This is a genomic window from Cytobacillus sp., from assembly GCF_964223445.1.
GTDB lineage: Bacteria > Bacillota > Bacilli > Bacillales > Cytobacillaceae > Cytobacillus.
On record NZ_CAXQGS010000076.1, the window covers coordinates 18492 to 36824 of the forward strand.

The window sequence follows — 18333 nt, forward strand, 5'->3', positions numbered from 1 at the left end:
GTTAGTTGAGGCCCACAGGAAGTGGGTCACAAAGACGTTGCCACAGGATGTGGCGTCCTTAGTCTTTGTTCTTCTTTCGGGCCTTTACGGGCAGTTGGACTCCCAATTATCACCCTTCGATTGCTCTAAGTCTTAAAGAGGGAGTCTTACTGCCCGTTAGACTGCGATAAAGAGTTTTTAACATAATGGCGAAAACCGCCTGCCTCTTCTTTTTGACCTTTTCTCTTCAGCAATGACTCCGCGTAAATTACAGGTGCAGTATGCTGCAGCAAATAGTTTCGGAATATCAATTCAGGATAACAGCTCAGATGCTCCGTTAAAGCTTCTCCTGTCAGCTTCCAAAAGCGCTGCTCGCTGAAGCCATATTGCTCTTCAAGTACATAGGACAGTTCAGACAGATGAAAAACAAATAATGTATCCATTGCCAGTTCTCTAAGCGATTCAATAGAAGACATCCAATAATACTGATCTTCCCTGCCTTTTGTAAATTGGTCATGAATGCCCGCAAAGTCTGGAATACAGCTTGGCTCCTCCAAAAAGTCATGGCAATACTCAACACTGTCATGGAAATCCCTCAGAGCAACACGTGTTGGCCAGCCGTCCTTATGAAGAAGAATCATATTCTGGGCATGCGCCTCAACAGCAATTCCATGCGCGGACAGTAAATGCCAGACAGGAACCACACATACCTCCACAAGCCTTTTCAGCCATTTTTCAATTCCATAGCGCTTCAGCCATTCGTCAATAAACGGAAATCCATCCCTCTCCATTAATGGCAGTGCCGTACAAGGCACCGCCGCTTCACCTTCTTCCATATAAAGCCTGATGCTCTCTCTCCATATAGCTCCAAACTTAGTACAAGGTTCTTCCTCCTCGGGATGGTAGGCAATCCCGGCGTATTCCTTAAGAATGACCAATGAAGCTTCATCTTTTAAAAATGGATCACCTTTCACTGTATCTGCTATCCATTTGGAAATATGGGGTGCGGCACAAACCGCGTGTGTGTCCAGAGTTCTTAGCGATGATGTGTTGACCATATTCATCGAAAGTTTCACATGAGCTTTTTCAGGATTTGTCATATTCCATAGAGTACGGACGGACTGTGTTGACCGATAAAAATCTCCGCTGCTTCCCAGAAGCACTATATCAGCATCAGCATTGGCAAACTTCATCTGCCAGGGATGAATGGGCAAAAATGTGTATTCTTCAAAGGTTTTGCCGATATGCTGCAATTCAGCAAGCAGTTGCCCAAACATGGAAGGGCCAAGTTCCCGCTCCCAGAAGATTTTTTCATCTTCAAGCAATTCTATTCTGGCATTCATACGTCTGACAGCTGCCCATTGCAGCTCAAATGACTGCCTTGCTTCCGGCCCATATGCCGCATGATCCCCAAGTGTAAATCCGCTCCGCGCCTTATAGCAGGGATGGTAGGGATGCCCTTCCCATATCTCTGATTCCAGTTCTTCATAGCTGAGACTTCTCCTGGAAATAGAATGCATTAGATGGGTTTCATTCCACTCACTCAGCAGAATGGTTTGTTCCAGCTCATTAATAAGCTGTTTCCTTTTTTCCGGATCGGCAATAAGGTCTTCAGCCAATTCCTCTATGGTGGTTTCTGTTCGGGAGCCATCATGGTGGACTGTGCGAATGCTTCCTTCCATTAATCTCACACGGTCAAACGAAGCAATTTTTCCCTCACAGCAGTATGTTCGCTCGTTTCCGAAAATCGTAAAATGTAAGTGCGGATCTTCTGGCCGGTCAGCTGACTTGGCATAATCCATTAAACCTTCAAAAATAATGGCCTCCATGAGCTGCCTGATCACCCTCTTCTCAAAAGTTTTAGACAACGGCGGATGCAGCTTCAGCATAGGTTTCCTCCTTCTTCATGGTGGCCAATGGATTTGGCAAATAAGTGTAAACCGCTTGTTCGTTCTTTGCCATCAGCTCATCAACATCATGAAAGCGGGTTAAAAGATTGGCTTTATACGATAATTTCTCAGATTGAAGAACATGCCGAATGAAATCTTTCCCCTGTCCAGACAGCTCTTTGTCCAGAGAGCAAAGCTGGTTTCGGCACCATTGGATTAAACGATCCTCACTGATGAGACCATCCTGCCCAAGTCTTGAAATGACTGAAAAAAGCTGATTCAAAAACAGATAATACGTAAACCTTTCCTGAATGAGAGCATCCTCATAGAAGAGCTCCGGGCATTCTTCCAATTCAGGCAGCAGTTTGCAAAGGTTCTCTCTATGGAGATTTGATAGATAATATCCTTGATTATCCCGATAAAAATAAGTTTCCGGGTATCCGGAAGAAAGGTCCAGAACGCTATTCTGCTGATGAGCCTCTAACGCCAGCCCATGTTCATCATATAATCGGATGAGAGGCTCCATTGCACATTTCCAATATTTCCGGAACCAGTCCATGCTGACATCCCGGATATTACGAGATTCTTCCAAAGCTATCCTCTCAATGGTCCGGTGCAGCCTTGAACGAATGCCAGGCAAAGGATCCTGAACTAATGCAGCAATGGAAGTTACCCCCCACTGTTTTTCTTCCTGAAATGGATTGGATCGCAGAATAACTTCAAAGCCTGATTCCTGCTGACCAGGAAATAAGGCAGTAATATAGGCTGGATCATCGATCATCCGGAAAACAGGATGTTTTTCTGTAAATCGGATTTTTTTTATTAACTCCGCCATGGCGGTGCCTGCCCTTAGCTCATGGAATCGGTTCTTCCTTAGCGAATTTGTGATTTTTACCGGGACCGAAAACTTATACATCCACTCCTCTTCAGGATTGTAAACAGTCCTGATGGAAGAAGTAGCTGAATAATATGGCCCCATACTGCCAAGGTCCTTTATAAGGTCCTTCTCTATTGCCTCTCTGACATAGTCCTGCTGCAGAAGCCATTGGGCCTGAAGAGGGTGCATTGGAATGAGGCATTCCTTTTCCGGAACAGTAAGGTGCGGCAGTGATTTTCTTATCGTTTGGAGGATAATTTGACTTGCACTTTTCTGGTCATTAGAGGATTCTTTTACCATCTCACGTTCAATTTGGAAATAGTGGAGCTGGAACTGCCCCTTTAATTCTGGCGCATATCTTGGCTGCTGCCATCCAGTCATCCCTTGTCTGCTTTTCGGTGTAGGGTGAAGCCAGTGCCCAAACAGGAGCGATTGTTCTGCTTCAATGAAAGTGCAATCTTCTGAATACAGGCTATCCTCATCATTCATTCTCGCTTCAATATATGCCGCCATTGTCTGGTAGCTCTCAATTATCCTTAGCACAAGTTCATCAAAATGGGATGCAAGCTCATGGCAGCCAGTAGCTTTGGCCATTAAATGCATCTCGTGGATAAGTGTAATCATCATCGGCAGTCTATCCTGAAGAATCCATTCCCGCCGATTAGAACAATATTTAAGTGCATGGCCGATTACATGTCTTCCTGTTCGTGAACGGTAAAGGACTTCGACAGCAAATTTAACGGATTGACCAGATAATTCTATTTCTGCTACCAACTCCCCTGAAAGAGGGATGGATAGCTGCTGTTCCTGAATCCACTCCCAGCTTTCTATCCAATGCCCGCTGTCCACTTCCCGCAAATAACTATTAATAAAAGCTTGAAACGTTGCATTTTCTGCAATTTGTTTGGCTGAATGATGCATAATTCCATCCTTTCACCGAGTCTTTAGACCCAGTAATTGATAACCATTCTCAATAGAAATTAAAAAATTTGATTCTTCTCGATGAAAAGAATCAAGTTAATAGAGAGGACGCGTGCAAAGTAAGTCCCGTCCTCCAAAATTATTCGCTTAATAGAAGCGATTCCATTTCTTTCAAACCTTTTTGACGCTCAATCGGATCCCAGAATCCCCATGTAGTGGACATAGTATGTACTTTGTCGTTCTGAACAGCCTTCAGGCTTTTCCAAACTTCACCCTGTGTGACTGAATCGTAGAATTCACCGCTGTTAAAGAAAGTAAGGTCAATAATATTGTCAGGATTATATTTTGCTAGCCCTTCGATTGAGATATTCTCGCCAAAATCTTCTGGAAGGTTCTCAGCAGGTGTTAATTTCAAATCATCAAATAATAATGAGTTGGTTGCGTGGTTTGTCAGGCCAAAAACACGAATATCTTTTTTATTGATTGCGACGGCCATGAAAGTTTCTTCTCCTGTTTTCTCACGGACACGCTTTCCGATATCCTCTGCTTCCTTCTCCAGGTCTTCAATGACTTTCTTTCCTTCTTCAAGCTTGCCTACAGATTCTGCAACTTTCAGGTGATCTTCCTTCCAGTCACCGCCCACTTCAACAACAACTGTTGGGATGGTTTCAGAAAGCTGATCATAGAGCGGCTTATAGCGATCGCTGATGATAAGAAGATCTGGATCAAGCTTCACAATTTCTTCTGAATTCATTTCATCGGCATATGGGAGCGCCTTAACACCTTCGAGCTCCTTCGTTAAATGCGGCGGGAACTCATTATCATATGCCATTACCGCATAGGGCTTTACCCCTACTGATACAAGCGATCCTTCCCAGGAAACATGTGAAAGCAAAACTACTTTTTTCGGTTTTGCGGGCACTTCTGTTTTACCGAAAAGATGTTCAACCGTTCTGGTTTCCTCTGCCTGTTCTTTCTCTTTCTTTTCAGCTGCTTCTGTAGAGGCCTCTTCACCTTTACCGCATCCTGTTACAATTAATAAAAATAACATGAAAACAATGCTCAATGGAGCACAAAACTTCTTCATGGATAATTCCTCCTAAGCAATAATGAAATTCATTCTCAATGATAATCATTATCACATTAGCTTAACATGGACTTTTACAACTTCTTACATGGACAAAACGCACAAACCTTCTATTCCATTATAAAAATGGGCCAGCTGAAAAAACAGCTGGACCCGTGTTCGCATTAATCAAGCCTTAAGTTTTGCTTTCATCAAATCGTCCGAAAATTCCTCCAGCATTTTTTTTCTGCCTAGCGGTCCCCAAGGATCCCACTCATGGCTGGCAGGATAGTATACTTCACCTGTTTGGACTGCACGGATCTTATTCCATTCGGGAGTATGTGCAGCTCTCCAAACATCTCTTTCATGACTCCATAAGATGAGAAGCTTATCAGGATTGAGATCAGCCACATCATTCAGGCCGGCAATCCTATATCCTTCAAAATGCAAATCAGGATGAGGCTCAAAACCCAAATTCTGAAAGAGCAGACTGAGCAGAGCATGCCCGCCCTGTCCGTAAAGACGGATTTCATCCGGCCGGATCCAAAGGACGGCCCATCTGCCTTTTTTCGTTAATGGACATAGCTTATCCCTTACTTTACATTCAAGGCAGCGGATTTCTTCTTCTATGCATTCTGCCCGGCTTGTACATCCTACCATAGAAGCAATTTCGTAAAGATACTGCCGCCAGTCCGGCTGCAGCTGCATATGATGGACCTTCCCCTGCTGTGAGAGAAGCACATTTTGCAGCTGATAATTATGTAAAGGCGTCTTTATGATTCGATCAGGCTGAGTTAAGAGAATATCCTCTGGCTGAAAGGTCTTTTCTGCATTAAGGAGCATGGTGCCCTCCAACTCTTTTTGAAGATATCTTGGCACTCCATTGCTGGCAGGATAAACAGTTGGATAGGATGGCGCTGCAACAGGCTGTACACCCAGCGAAAGGAGATGGTCCTGCAAAAAGAGCTGACTGACCACCGCAATTCTTTCCTTAGCCCTTTTCATAAATACAGATGGCGGCAAGCCTGCTTTCATTTTAAAAAGACGGCTGAAATAAAATTCATCCTGCATTCCGATTTGCAGGGCTACTTCTTTTGCCGTAATCCCTTTCTTCTGCAGCATCAGCTGTTTGGCTGCTCTCATTCTTTCTCCATTCAGGAATTCCTTCGGCGCCATCCCGGTTCGTTTCCGAAAGGCCCTGGTAAACGAAACTGGGCTCATGTTTGCTTTAGATGCCAGCTCTGCCACAGTAACCGGCTGGGACAGATTATTTCTTATCAGGTCCACTGCCTCTTCAATCCCGTCTACTTCTGTCTTGTCTGTCAGAATAGACATCATATTCCATAGCTGGGACTGAAATCTGCACTCAGCAGATATCGATTTTTCTTTGTTCCATTTCCTCAGCTCATCCCACAAGGGCACCATCTTTGGTGGCTCCTGATTAGCCAGTATCCCGGAGAGAAATCTGGAAAGCACATCTTTATCCTCTGCCCAGGTGAGTATATAAACCGTTAACAGGTCTGCTGATGCGGAGGTAATTATGCCAGAATCAGAGAGAAAGCAGCTCTTCCCTGCCTCTATCTTCAGCTGGCGGTTTTGAGTTTCGATTGTGCCTCTCCCCGATGAAATATAAATAAGTGTAAAATCATTGCGATTTTCATTGATGGTTTTCGACAATCCCTCTCTTAAGCTTGATACTGCAATTTTATACGGTTCAAATTGTTTGCCGCTCAGCATATACAAAAAATACTCCCTTCTTTTTCCTTAAATAAGAATTGACAAAAGCTGTGAAAGAATAGTAGATTAATTACGATTATTTATAACGATAACGATTATCATTTTCACTTAAAATTTACATAGAAAAGGACTGAATGTAATGGCCAGAACTGCAGCTGACATAACAGAGCACATGCAGCCTGTACACCAAAAATCTATTAAATGGGGCCTGGCAGGAATTGTGCTGGTGCTTGGCGGGCTGCTTGCATCGATTGGGCTGGGCGCAATCTGGATTCCCCCTTCTGTGGTTTGGGAGTCATTTGTCTCCTTTCAGGGAGGCCAAATTGAACATCAGCTTATCAGAGAAGTCAGGCTTCCCCGGGCGCTGGCCGGGGCACTTATTGGCGCAGCACTGGCTGTAGCCGGCACCATTATGCAGGGAATTACACGCAACCCGCTGGCAGATCCCTCCATAATCGGCATTACACATGGAGCGGGCCTGGCCATCGCAATTGCACTTGCCTTTCTTTCCGGCGGATCATACTGGGTTCTGCTCATCTGGTCATTTGCAGGTTCGGCTGCTGGAGCCTTGCTTGTATTATCTTTCTCCATGCTTTCAAAAGAGCGGATCTCACCTGTCACTTTGACACTGGCAGGCGCAGCATTAAGCACCCTGTTCAGCGCTCTTTCAACCGGCATCGCCCTTTACTTTCAAACTGCACAGGACCTGAGCTTCTGGTTTGCGGGAGGTCTTTCAGGTACACAATGGCGCCATGTGTATATATTGCTTCCCTCCGTTTTTTTAGGCTTGCTTCTGTCCCTTTGGATCAGCCGCTCCCTGACAATCCTGGCCCTGGGAGAAGAAGTAGCTGCAGGGCTTGGGCAATCTCATCAGAAGGTCCGCTGGATCGGGCTTGCAGCGGTTATACTATTATCGGGCGCGGCCGTTTCCATTGCAGGAGCTATAGGCTTTATCGGACTGGTGGTTCCCCATATGGTCAGGCTTTTGATTGGATCTGACTACCGCTGGCTCATCCCGCTTAGTGCTATTGCAGGTGCCCTGCTTCTTGTATTGGCAGATATTGGGGCACGGATGATCAACCCGCCGTTTGAGACTCCCGTCAGTCCTGTTACTGCACTAATCGGAGTTCCATTTTTCTTATATTTGTCCAGAAGGAAAAGGGGGTATATGTAAATGGATTGGAAAAAGGCTTTACTCCAATCGAGGGGCTGGATGGCAGCCTTTATATTCCTTATCCTTGTTACCTTTGTGCTAAGTCTCTCAACTGGAGTGATGCCAGTGGGAATGAATGAAATTTTGGCTGTTCTTTCAGGCAGCGGTACTCCGAAGCAGGAGCTGGTGCTGCTTCAGCTGAGATTGCCAAGAATGATCATTGCCCTTCTAATCGGAGCAGGTCTTGCTCTTTCCGGCAGCATCCTCCAGGGGCTATCCCGGAATTCCCTGGCTGATCCCGGTATTCTTGGCATTAATGCCGGTGCGGGATTAGCAGTCGTTCTCTCAATCTACCTGTTCGGGCAATCGGGCGGAAGCATTCTGGCTAAGCCGTTCTTCCTTCCCGTATTTGCTTTCGCTGGAGCACTTGCCATTTCAGCACTGATCTACCGATTTTCGTGGAAAGGCGGTATAGACCCGGAACGGCTTCTCCTCGTTGGCCTTGGATTTAATGCACTATGCGGTGCCTTGCTTCTGATCCTGCAGTTGAAAATGGATCCAAAGGATTTTCAGCAGGCAGCTATTTGGCTGACTGGCAGCATCTGGGGTATTCAATGGCCCTATGTATGGGCACTCCTTCCCTGGATTCTTGTTCTGATGCCAGTCGCCTTTATAAAGGCAAGAACAATGAATATCCTTCAATTCAAACAGGAAGTTTCTGTTGCACTCGGCTTAAAAGTCGAATCAGAACGCCGGCTGCTTCTCTGTCTTTCAGCGGCTCTTGCCGGAGCATGTGTAGCAGCTGGCGGCGGAATTGCTTTCATTGGACTCCTGGCGCCACATCTGGCACGCCGCCTTTGCGGCCCCAACTACTTCAGCAATTTGCCTTTATCTCCATTAATAGGGGCGGCGCTTGTTCTCATTGCAGATATGATAGGGAAAAATCTCCTTGCACCTGCTGATATTCCAGTTGGAATCGTCATCTCAGTCATTGGAGCTCCCTATCTGATTTTCATGCTTCTCACCCGGAAAGGCACAGGACTGAAAGCTTAATAGATAGCAATCACATAAAAAATGCCCATTCAAAAATCCCTTTATGAATGGGCATTGCAACTTATTTAATTTCTGCTGGCTCACGGTATTGCTTCCGGCCCAATGAATGATAGACATCCTGACGGCTATCAATAATATATTCCGGCTTCGGCTTGCCGCGGTTTGCCTTGTGCCCGGCAATATGTACATCACTTGTTTCCCACGCCTTCCAGGCTTCTTCCGATTCCCAGCGAATCATGACTGCCACTTCTTCATCCCCGCTGCGCTGTTTCTTCTTTAAAACATTCAAATCAATGAATCCAGGCTGCTCTTCGATTATTCCTTCCCCTGCAAAGCGCTCGACTAAATTATTGGAATGGCCTTCTTTCACCGTAATCGTTTTTAATTGAATGAACATACCTGTTCCTCCCCTGCTTCTTTTCTGTTATTATAATTGATAACGATTTTCATTTTCAACTAATTTAAAAAATAGATTCATTATTTTATTAATTTATAGTATGTTTAGATTATCGAACTAATCAGAAAATGAGGCTCAATTATGTGGAAAAATAAAAATGTATGGATTTTATTAACTGGGGAGTTTATAGCAGGGCTGGGCTTGTGGCTCGGTATAATAGGGAATCTCGAATTTATGCAGGAAAAGGTTCCTTCAGATTTTCTAAAGTCGCTTATTTTGGCAGGCGGATTGCTGGCTGGAATTGCTGTTGGACCATGGGCAGGAAGAATAACTGACCAAATCAGCAAGAAGACGGTCATGCTGGCATCTGGCTTCGCCCGGGCATTGAGCGTTGTTTTTATGTTAATTGCCATACAAACAGGGTCAGTCTGGTGGATGGTTATTTTTCTGGTATTCCTGCAAATTTCTGCAGCCTTCTATTTTCCAGCTCTGCAGGCAGCGATTCCGCTGGTTGTGGAAGATAAGGACCTGCTGCAGCTGAATGGAGTCCATATGAATGTGTCCACTCTTTCCAGAATATTAGGTACTGCTTTAGCTGGCGTTTTGTTAGTTATCTTGCCATTATCAATGCTTTATATCGCTTCGCTTGTCGCCTATCTGATTCTCTTTATGATCACCTTTTTTATGGATTTTGAAGAATCCTTCTCAAAGGAAAGCACAGGAAGAAACTCAAGCAGAGGCAACGGGGGATTCAAGGAAGTATTCCCGATTATTAAAGGTCTTCCCATTGTGTTTATGACATTAATCCTTACCTTGGTCCCGCTTCTGTTTCTTGGCGGATTTAACTTAATGGTCATTAATATCAGCGAGCTTCAGGACAGCTCATCCATTAAAGGCTTGATCTATACAGCAGAAGGACTCGGCTTCATGCTTGGCGCATTCATTGTTAAACAAATCAGCCAAAAACGTTCGCCTTATGCGATCCTGTTTTTCTTCTCCTTCATCATTGGTTTATCACAGCTGCTTCTGTACTTTGCAGATGTGCCTGTTTTATCTATCTTGGCTTTCTTTATTTTTGGGTTTGCCGTCGGCTGTTTCTTCCCGACTGCCGCCACCATTTTCCAAACAAGAGTGCCAAAGGAATTTCACGGAAGATTCTTCTCCTTCCGAAATATGCTTGACCGTGTAACTTTTCAAATTGTCCTGCTTCTGACTGGATTCCTGCTGGATGCAGTCGGCCTTCAGAAAATGGTCGTGATCTTTGGAATACTGTCGCTGATCATGACGGCAGCATTCTTTGCTAAATTCAAGCAAATTAGGACAGAAGTTCAGATAAAAGAAAAAATAAGTACGTAAAAAACCGGTCCACATCGTGTGGGCCGGTTTTTCGCTGCTGTTTCGCCTTAATTCCAGGCGTTTTTGCAGTTTATGTGCGGATAGCCTTATTTTATGTGCGGATAAAATTTTTTCTGTGCGCATAACCCAATTTTATGTGCGCATAAAAAAATTTATGTGCGCTTAGCCATTCTTACCCTAGTGCACCAGCTGCTTCACCAATTCCCGATTCCGTTTTTTAAAGACGTCATTATGGGAGGAAACCATCGCAGCTGCTGCAGCATCCGGTTCAATGTACTGCTTCGCTTTGTTTACTGCATTGGCAGCATCCTGGAATGCCCCGGCAATTAAGTGAAGTTTGCCGTCATGCTTTAGGATATCCCCTGCAGCATATAGCCCATCAACCGACGTTTCGCTGTTTGCGTTGCCTGCAATATAGAAATCGTCAAGCATATTAATATTAAGATTGCTATTCTTTAAGAGTTCCGTATCCTGTTCATAGCCATGATTAATTACTACTTCATCAACTTTCATATATGAAACTTCGCCCGTTTCATTATTGGTCAATTCCACCTGTTCAATTTCCTCGTGATTTCCTCCGGCGATTAATTTTGTAATGGACGTATGGTTAATGCAGATAACGGAACTATTCATCAGCTGTGAAACCTGAGCTTCATGGCCAGTCAAAGCCTCTCTCCTGCAAGTAATGAATACTTGCCTGGCAACGGGCTCCAATTCATTAGCCCAGTCTACTGCAGAATTTCCTCCGCCGGAAACAATTACAGTCTTACCTTTAAAATGTTTAAGCGATTTGACTGTATAATTCAGATTGGAAACTTCAAAACGCTCTGCCCCTTCTATCTTCAGTTTCTGCGGCTTTAAGATTCCGCTGCCAACTGCGACAATAACGGTTTTCGAATAGTGCTTTTCTCCAGAAGAGCCTTTTAAGACAAATAGACCATCTTCATTTTTGGCAATGGATTCTACCTTTTCATTAAGAACAACCGTTGGATTAAACGTTAGTCCCTGCTCCACCAGCTGTTCGATCAGCTTAGCTCCCGGAGTCGGAATCAGGCCGCCAACATCCCAGATCATTTTCTCCGGATATACATGAATTTTACCGCCCAGCATTGGCTGAAACTCAATCAGCTTTGTTTTCATTTTCCTTAATCCGCTGTAGAAAGTGGAATAAAGACCCGCAGGCCCCCCTCCAATAACCGTCACATCAAACACTTCAGCTTTTTTCATTTACCGTTCACTCCTATAACCAATTACTATTGATTATCATTCTCACTTCAACTATACGACCTTTCTTCTCCTTTGACAATGAAATTTTTTTCTGAATACTTTTCCTTTAAATACTATTGACATAAAAATCAGATAGACTTATAGTAAAAAAGAACCGATACTGATAATCATTATCACTAAAATATATTCTCAACTAAACGGAGGTTACATAATGGTCCGCCTATATACAGATGGCTTGAACATTGGATATAGTGAACGCTTGATTGTGAAAGATCTTAGTGTCCAGATTCCCGATAAGAAGATCACTACCATAATCGGCCCGAATGGCTGCGGAAAATCAACCCTTTTAAAAGCGATTACAAGAATTATTTCTCATCAATCAGGCACTGTCATTTTGGATGGGGAGAATATTTCAAAGGAAAATACAAAGATCCTCGCCAAAAAAATGGCTATTTTGCCGCAAACACCTGAAAGTGCAAGCGGTTTAACAGTTGGCGAACTGGTCTCATACGGCCGCTTTCCTTATCAGAAAGGCTTTGGCAGACTAACCAAAAAGGACTATGAAGTCATTGATTGGGCTCTTGATGTTACTGGAACGAAGGATTTCAAATTTCGCCCGGTTGACGCCCTTTCCGGCGGCCAGCGCCAGAGAGTCTGGATCGCGATGGCTCTTGCACAGGAAACAGACATCATTTTCCTTGATGAACCGACCACTTACTTGGATATGGCCCATCAGCTTGAAGTTCTCGAACTTCTCCAAAAGCTGAATCAGGAACAGGAGCGCACCATTGTGATGGTCCTTCATGATTTAAACCAGGCAGCCCGTTTTGCTGACCATATCGTTGCATTAAAGGATGGCGAAATTGTTAAATCAGGAAGCTACGAAGAAGTCATTACACAGGATGTCTTAAGGAAAGTGTTCAATATTGATGCTGTCATCGGACGCGATCCCCGCACTAACAAGCCAATGTGTATTACTTATAATTTATTAAAAGGAGAAAATCAACATGAAGAAACTATTGATCCCGTTTACGATCTTGCTGCTTCTGCTTATTAGCGCCTGCGGCAATACAGAGCAAGGAGAATCCAAAGAGGCTGAACCAAAAGAAGACAAAAAATCAGGCACCTTTACTTATGAATCTGAAACTGGGCCGGTTGAAGTTCCGGCTGACCCTAAGAGAGTTGTCCTCCTTTCCGGCTTTACAGGAAATGTAATGCAATTAGGCGTAAATATCGTCGGTGTGGACACATGGTCCAAGAATAACCCTCGTTTCGAAGAAGAATTGAAGGATGCTGAGGAAGTATCTGAAGATAACCTGGAAAAAATAATTGAATTAGAGCCAGACTTGATCATTGCATTATCTACTGTTAAAAACTACGATAAGCTGAAAGAAATTGCACCAACTGTAACGTATACATGGGGCAAATTAGATTATCTGGCACAGCATGAGGAAATCGGAAAGCTTCTTAATAAAGAAGACGAAGCAAAGAAATGGGTGGCCGACTTCAAACAGCGCGCTGAAACAGCTGGGGAAGACATCCGTGCAAAAATCGGAGAAGATGCAACAGTTTCTGTATTCGAAATCTTTGATAAACAGCTTTATGTGTTTGGCGATAACTGGGCACGCGGTACTGAAATCCTGTACCAGGCAATGGACTTAAAAATGCCTGAAAAAGTTAAGGAAATGGCTCTAAAAGATGGCTATTACGCTATTTCTGCAGAAGTCCTTCCAGAGTATGCCGGGGATTACATTGTGCTGAGCAAATACGCTGAAGCTGACCATTCGTTCCAGGAAACTGATACCTACAAAAACATCCCTGCTGTAAAAAATGATCGCGTCTTTGAAATGGAAGGCAATGGTGCTTCCTTTAGTGATCCAATTACACTTGATGCACAGCTGGAATTCTTTAAAGAATCATTTTTAGGAAAGTAATAACGCAGGAGGGATTCTTTTATTTGAGAATTCCTCTTTCCTATTTAGAAAAGCGGCAGCACCTTGCCCCAGAAATGAATCAATTCTGTTATTATTAGAACAGCGCAAGGCTCCCGCCTGACAGCTGGAACTAGACAGTTTTCATAGTGTAAGTCAGATCTGATCCCATAAAGAAAGATGAGAGTACAATGACAAAAGATGCTCAACCCTTCATTCCATTTATCTATAAACTCGCTGCAGGCTTTGTTATTTTTGCCGGCATGTTTGTGGCTGCGTGTGTGTTTGGAGCTGCGGATGTCACGGTCAGAGATGTTTGGCTGGCCCTTACTTCCAATGCTTCCGGAGAAAAAATTTCGATTATTCGTGAAATCCGTCTGCCGCGTGAAATTGCTGCTATCTTCGTTGGAGCCGCGCTTAGCATTTCCGGGGCCATTATGCAGGGAATGACAAGAAACCCTCTTGCAGATCCAGGCCTGCTCGGTTTGACTGCTGGAGCAAATGCCGCACTTGCATTAACTCTTGTCCTCATTCCCTCAGCAAATTACATAGGGATTCTGGTCGCCTGTTTTATTGGTGCAGCGGTCGGTGCTGGGCTGGTTTTCGGCATTGGCGCCATGAAAAAAGGAGGTTTTTCTCCTATTCGGATTGTATTAGCAGGAGCCGCGGTTTCCGCCTTCCTTTTCGCAATAGCCGAAGGAGTCGGAATCTATTTTAAAATTTCAAAAGATGTCAGCATGTGGACTGCAGGGGGAATCATCGGTACATCCTGGAGCCAGCTGCAAGTGATTGTCCCTGTTATTTCCATTGGCATTCTTTTTTCTCTTTTTCTGTCCAAGCAGCTGACTATCTTAAGCTTAAATGAGGAAGTGGCAGTAGGGCTGGGGCAAAATACAACTCAGGTTAAGACCATACTTTTCATCTTAGTGACCCTGCTTGCAGGCGCATCAGTTGCACTGGTCGGAAATATGGCTTTTCTCGGGCTGATGGTGCCTCATATTGTCCGTGCTATTGTAGGTACAGACTACCGTTTTATTCTTCCCATGTCCGCACTTACAGGAGCCACATTTATGCTTCTGGCCGATACACTAGGGAGAACCATCAACGCTCCTTACGAAACACCGGCAGCTGCTATTATCGCCGTTATGGGGCTTCCTTTCTTCCTGTTTATTGTTCATAAAGGAGGTAAGGCGTTCTCATGATTCAGCCAGAGTTAGTAAAAAAACAGCGAATTTTAATGGCCGTGTTATCAGCACTCATTATTGTTACCATTGTGATTGGAATGGGATTAGGCTATGCCTCCCTTTCATATGACCGATTGCTCCCGACTATTATGGGACAGGGCACATTTAAAGAAGAATTTGTGTTATTTTCCATTCGGCTGCCGCGGGTATTTATCACTGTCTTGGCCGGCATGGCACTTGCATTATCCGGTGCCATTTTACAAGGGATTACACGCAATGACCTGGCAGATCCAGGCATCATTGGCATAAACTCCGGTGCCGGAGTTGCTATAGCGGTTTTCTTTCTGTTCTTTCCGATTGAAGCTGGCACTTTCATATACATGCTGCCTTTATGCGCATTTTTCGGCGCTTTACTTACTGCAATCCTCATCTATGGTTTTTCCTATAAAAAAAGCGAGGGGCTTCAGCCTGTTAAGATGGTGCTGGTCGGGGTCGGATTTTCCATGGCGCTTTCCGGTGTCATGATTGTCCTGATTTCTTCAGCGGAAAGAGAGAAAGTCGATTTTATAGCTAAATGGCTATCAGGGAATATCTGGGGAACGGATTGGCCGTTCATTTGGGCACTCCTCCCCTGGCTTCTTCTGCTGATTCCATTTACTTTATATAAAGCAAATCGCTTGAATCTATTAAGCTTAAGCGAGCCTGTCGCCATCGGGATAGGGGTATCCATTGAAAAAGAACGGATCGTCCTTCTGCTTACAGCCGTTGCATTGGCCGCTTCAGCTGTGTCGGTAACCGGCGGAATTGCTTTTATCGGCTTAATTGCACCGCACATGGCTAAAGCGCTGGTTGGACCGCGGAATCAGCTTTTCATTCCGATTGCTATCCTTTTAGGAGGATGGCTTCTCTTATTCGCCGATACGCTTGGCCGGAACCTGGTTGATCCTGACGGCCTGCCAGCCGGCATTATGGTTGCACTGATCGGTGCTCCTTATTTCATGTATTTACTGCTAAAAAAATAGCCGATTAAAAAGACGTGTTCGCACGTCTTTTTTTCTTTTTGGAATGTAATATAAATATATTAATTTCTTACAAACATGTTTCTTCATACTTTTTTCAGGGCAATAGATACAGTGTATATTTGGAAATCTATAGCATAGGAGGAATTTAGATGTTTTTTCATGTAAAGGAATTGCAATTCGAAGCTAAGCCGGAACGTCCGGATCCCGTTTTTGCCAAAAAGCTTCAGGAATTGATTGGCGGCCAATATGGTGAAATGACGGTTGCCATGCAGTACATGTTTCAGGGATGGGCAACTCGTGGGAATGAAAAGTATCGCGACCTTCTGCTGGATATTGGGACTGAAGAAATCGGACATGTGGAAATGCTCGCAACAATGGTTGCCAGACTAATGGATGACGCCCCTGTTAATCAGCAGGAAGAAGCAGCAAAGGACCCAGTGGTTGGAGCGATTATGGGCGGAATGAATCCGCAGCATGCCATTGTCTCCGGACTTGGTGCACGTCCGACTGACAGTGTAGGAAACCCTTGGATGGGTACCTATATTACAGCCAGCGGAAACCTATTAGCAGACTTTCGTTCAAACTTGAATGCAGAGTCACAGGGCCGGTTGCAGGCTGCACGTCTCTATGAAATGACTGATGATAAGGGCATTAAAGAGCTGCTTTCAGTTCTGATTGCCAGAGATGCCTACCACCAAAACCAATGGGCTGCTGCGATTGCGGAGCTTGAAGAAAAAGAAGGCCTGCTCGTCCCTAGCACCTTCCCTCGTGAGAAAGAACGCACAGATATCTCTTACACTCTCTACAACCTATCAGCAGGCGAAGAAAGCAGCACAGGCAGATGGGCACAGGGCCCTGCTCTGGATGGCCAGGGAGAATACAAATATGTAAGCAATCCAAAGCCTGAAGGGGACAAGCCTATGCTCAAGCCTGCACCTCCAAATCTTCATAACACTTTACCAATGGATTAATAATAGATCTGACAAAACAGGCTGAAGCATCAGCCTGTTTTGTTATTTCAATCAAACGTTTGATTGAATTGGACAACGTTTTCTTCTTTAATTTCCATCCTCTCCATTGACTTCCTTCAAATTTTTTATATGATAAAACCATCTCACCATTAGATCATGAATGGAATAATAAATCTAAATTTTATTTTCCTTACATTCACTCTGAACATTAAGGTTACCCTCACAATAAAAGGGGAATGAAAATAAGTGATATACCGCCGGAAAGGATCTAGTTTGCATGATTTATTTTTTTACCGCCGCACTGATTTTATTTATTAGTTACGCAGTTCTGCCCACTGTACTCATACGATCGCTGAATTGGGGGATTGTAAAAGAAATAACCGAAACAAATTCCATTGCTTTAACCTTTGATGATGGCCCGGATCCCCAATATACAGCGAGGCTTCTGGATGTCTTAAAAAAGCATGAAGCAAAGGCAGCCTTTTTCGTTGTCGGGAAAAAAGCAGCCAAGCATCCATTGCTGCTAAAAAGGATGCAGGCGGAAGGCCATACAATTGGCATCCATCATTATCGGCATATCTCAAGCTGGATCCTTTCACCAGGATCTTTAAAAAAGCAGCTTGAGCAAACAAAAAAAATTATTGAAGAAACGATTAATGAAGAAGTCTATTTCTATCGTCCTCCATGGGGACACTTCAATTTATTTACCCTCTGGATGGCAAGGAAGTATAAGATTATTATGTGGTCAGGCATTTTCAAGGATTGGAAGATTAAGTATATCAGGGACACCCTTTCAGATTCGCTGGCAAAAGAAACCGTGCCTGGCCGGATTTTCCTTCTCCATGACAGCGGTGAAACTCTTGGCGCTGACTCCAGTGCACCTGAATGTATGATTGGCCATCTGGACCAATATTTGCAGCAGGCAAAACTAAAAGGAATCCATTTTGTTTCTTTAAAAGATGGATATCAGGGGCATCGCCCATGAGTACTGAAACAATTATTGAATTTATTTCGTCCTACGGTTACTGGATCATCTTTTTATTTTTATTTTTCGGGATTGTCGGCATTCCCGCTCCCGAAGAATCGCTATTATTCCTAATTGGCGTGTTAATTGGAAATCATAAATTAAGCTTTGCCGAATCTGCTGTCTGTGCGGAAGCAGGTGTGCTGCTTGGAATGCTTTCCGCGTATTGGATCGGTAAAAAAGCAGGTACGCCCTTTCTCAAAAAATATGGCAGATACATTGGGATCACGGACAAGAGATGGAATACCGCCCAGAAAAAATACTTGGAAAATCATCGCTTTATGATTTTTGCGGGTTTTTATATGCCGGGAATACGACAGATAAGTCCTTACTTTGCCGGCATTTCAAAAGTTCCTTTTCATCAGTACCTTCTATATTCTGCAGCAGGCTCCCTTAGCTGGGTGCTCCCTATAATTGCCGCGGGATACTTTGCTGGAAGCTTATTCGATATTAATCCTGAATATGTGCCCTATCTAGGGATTGTGTTATTAATTGTATTCGCAATCTACATGCTCTTTAAGTATGCAAAAAATAAATCAAAGTGAC

The 18333-nt window shown here is 44.1% G+C and carries 16 protein-coding genes; 10 read left to right on the top strand and 6 right to left on the bottom strand.

From position 1 onward, the window contains the following. Positions 1–146: 146 nt before the first annotated feature. The 4 genes from ACEQ1T_RS14515 to ACEQ1T_RS14530 all read right to left on the bottom strand — a co-directional run bounded on the left by ACEQ1T_RS14515 (position 147) and on the right by ACEQ1T_RS14530 (position 6469). Entirely contained in the window at positions 147–1868 is a 1722-nt protein-coding gene (locus ACEQ1T_RS14515; RefSeq protein WP_370223485.1) for an IucA/IucC family siderophore biosynthesis protein, read from the bottom strand. Beyond that, positions 1840–3666 carry an IucA/IucC family siderophore biosynthesis protein gene (locus tag ACEQ1T_RS14520; protein ID WP_370223486.1) on the bottom strand — a complete coding sequence of 609 codons (1827 nt, stop codon included), beginning with the start codon at positions 3664–3666 and terminating at the stop codon, positions 1840–1842. Before ACEQ1T_RS14520 ends, ACEQ1T_RS14515 begins: the two co-directional genes overlap by 29 nt. A gap of 139 nt (positions 3667–3805) precedes the next feature. Further along, positions 3806–4753 (bottom strand): ABC transporter substrate-binding protein, encoded by a 948-nt coding sequence (locus ACEQ1T_RS14525; RefSeq protein ID WP_370223487.1) that lies wholly within the window; start codon positions 4751–4753, stop codon positions 3806–3808. 168 nt (positions 4754–4921) lie between these two features. Further along, positions 4922–6469, bottom strand: a complete 1548-nt coding sequence (locus tag ACEQ1T_RS14530) for a helix-turn-helix domain-containing protein (RefSeq protein WP_370223489.1) — start codon at positions 6467–6469, stop codon at positions 4922–4924. 139 nt (positions 6470–6608) lie between these two features. On the opposite strand from ACEQ1T_RS14530, the gene ACEQ1T_RS14535 reads away from it, so the two are divergent. Beyond that, a complete protein-coding gene (locus ACEQ1T_RS14535; RefSeq protein WP_370223490.1) occupies positions 6609–7643 on the top strand; it encodes a FecCD family ABC transporter permease in 1035 nt (344 codons plus the stop codon). Then, a complete protein-coding gene (locus ACEQ1T_RS14540) occupies positions 7644–8675 on the top strand; it encodes a FecCD family ABC transporter permease (protein WP_370223491.1) in 1032 nt (343 codons plus the stop codon). Between the two features lie 61 nt (positions 8676–8736). On the opposite strand, the gene ACEQ1T_RS14545 is transcribed toward ACEQ1T_RS14540, so the two are convergent. Further along, positions 8737–9072, bottom strand: a complete 336-nt coding sequence (locus ACEQ1T_RS14545) for an antibiotic biosynthesis monooxygenase (protein ID WP_159345404.1) — start codon at positions 9070–9072, stop codon at positions 8737–8739. Between the two features lie 141 nt (positions 9073–9213). Between ACEQ1T_RS14545 and ACEQ1T_RS14550 the strand changes: the two genes are divergently transcribed. Continuing rightward, positions 9214–10428: an MFS transporter gene (locus tag ACEQ1T_RS14550; RefSeq protein ID WP_206845275.1), complete on the top strand. Its 1215-nt coding sequence runs from the start codon at positions 9214–9216 to the stop codon at positions 10426–10428. 177 nt (positions 10429–10605) lie between these two features. Here the strand turns inward: ACEQ1T_RS14550 and ACEQ1T_RS14555 are convergent, their stop codons facing one another. Continuing rightward, positions 10606–11655, bottom strand: a complete 1050-nt coding sequence (locus ACEQ1T_RS14555; RefSeq protein WP_370223493.1) for an NAD(P)/FAD-dependent oxidoreductase — start codon at positions 11653–11655, stop codon at positions 10606–10608. Between the two features lie 211 nt (positions 11656–11866). Here ACEQ1T_RS14555 and ACEQ1T_RS14560 point away from each other — a divergent pair, with 211 nt between their 5' ends. The 7 genes from ACEQ1T_RS14560 (at position 11867) to ACEQ1T_RS14590 (ending at position 18332) form a co-directional block, all read left to right on the top strand. After that, positions 11867–12712: an ABC transporter ATP-binding protein gene (locus ACEQ1T_RS14560; protein ID WP_206845279.1), complete on the top strand. Its 846-nt coding sequence runs from the start codon at positions 11867–11869 to the stop codon at positions 12710–12712. Next, positions 12663–13589 (top strand): iron-hydroxamate ABC transporter substrate-binding protein, encoded by a 927-nt coding sequence (locus ACEQ1T_RS14565; RefSeq protein ID WP_206845283.1) that lies wholly within the window; start codon positions 12663–12665, stop codon positions 13587–13589. Before ACEQ1T_RS14560 ends, ACEQ1T_RS14565 begins: the two co-directional genes overlap by 50 nt. Before the next feature lie 188 nt (positions 13590–13777). Next, complete coding sequence (locus ACEQ1T_RS14570; RefSeq protein ID WP_206845284.1) at positions 13778–14788, top strand: iron ABC transporter permease; 1011 nt, start codon at positions 13778–13780, stop codon at positions 14786–14788. Further along, entirely contained in the window at positions 14785–15792 is a 1008-nt protein-coding gene (locus tag ACEQ1T_RS14575) for an iron ABC transporter permease (RefSeq protein WP_206845285.1), read from the top strand. Before ACEQ1T_RS14570 ends, ACEQ1T_RS14575 begins: the two co-directional genes overlap by 4 nt. 149 nt (positions 15793–15941) lie before the next feature. Next, a complete protein-coding gene (locus tag ACEQ1T_RS14580; protein WP_206845287.1) occupies positions 15942–16763 on the top strand; it encodes a manganese catalase family protein in 822 nt (273 codons plus the stop codon). 277 nt (positions 16764–17040) lie between these two features. After that, positions 17041–17748: a polysaccharide deacetylase family protein gene (locus tag ACEQ1T_RS14585; RefSeq protein WP_370223494.1), complete on the top strand. Its 708-nt coding sequence runs from the start codon at positions 17041–17043 to the stop codon at positions 17746–17748. Then, on the top strand, positions 17745–18332 hold the full coding sequence (locus ACEQ1T_RS14590) for a DedA family protein (RefSeq protein ID WP_206845291.1): 588 nt from the start codon (positions 17745–17747) through the stop codon (positions 18330–18332). Before ACEQ1T_RS14585 ends, ACEQ1T_RS14590 begins: the two co-directional genes overlap by 4 nt. Position 18333 lies beyond the last annotated feature (1 nt).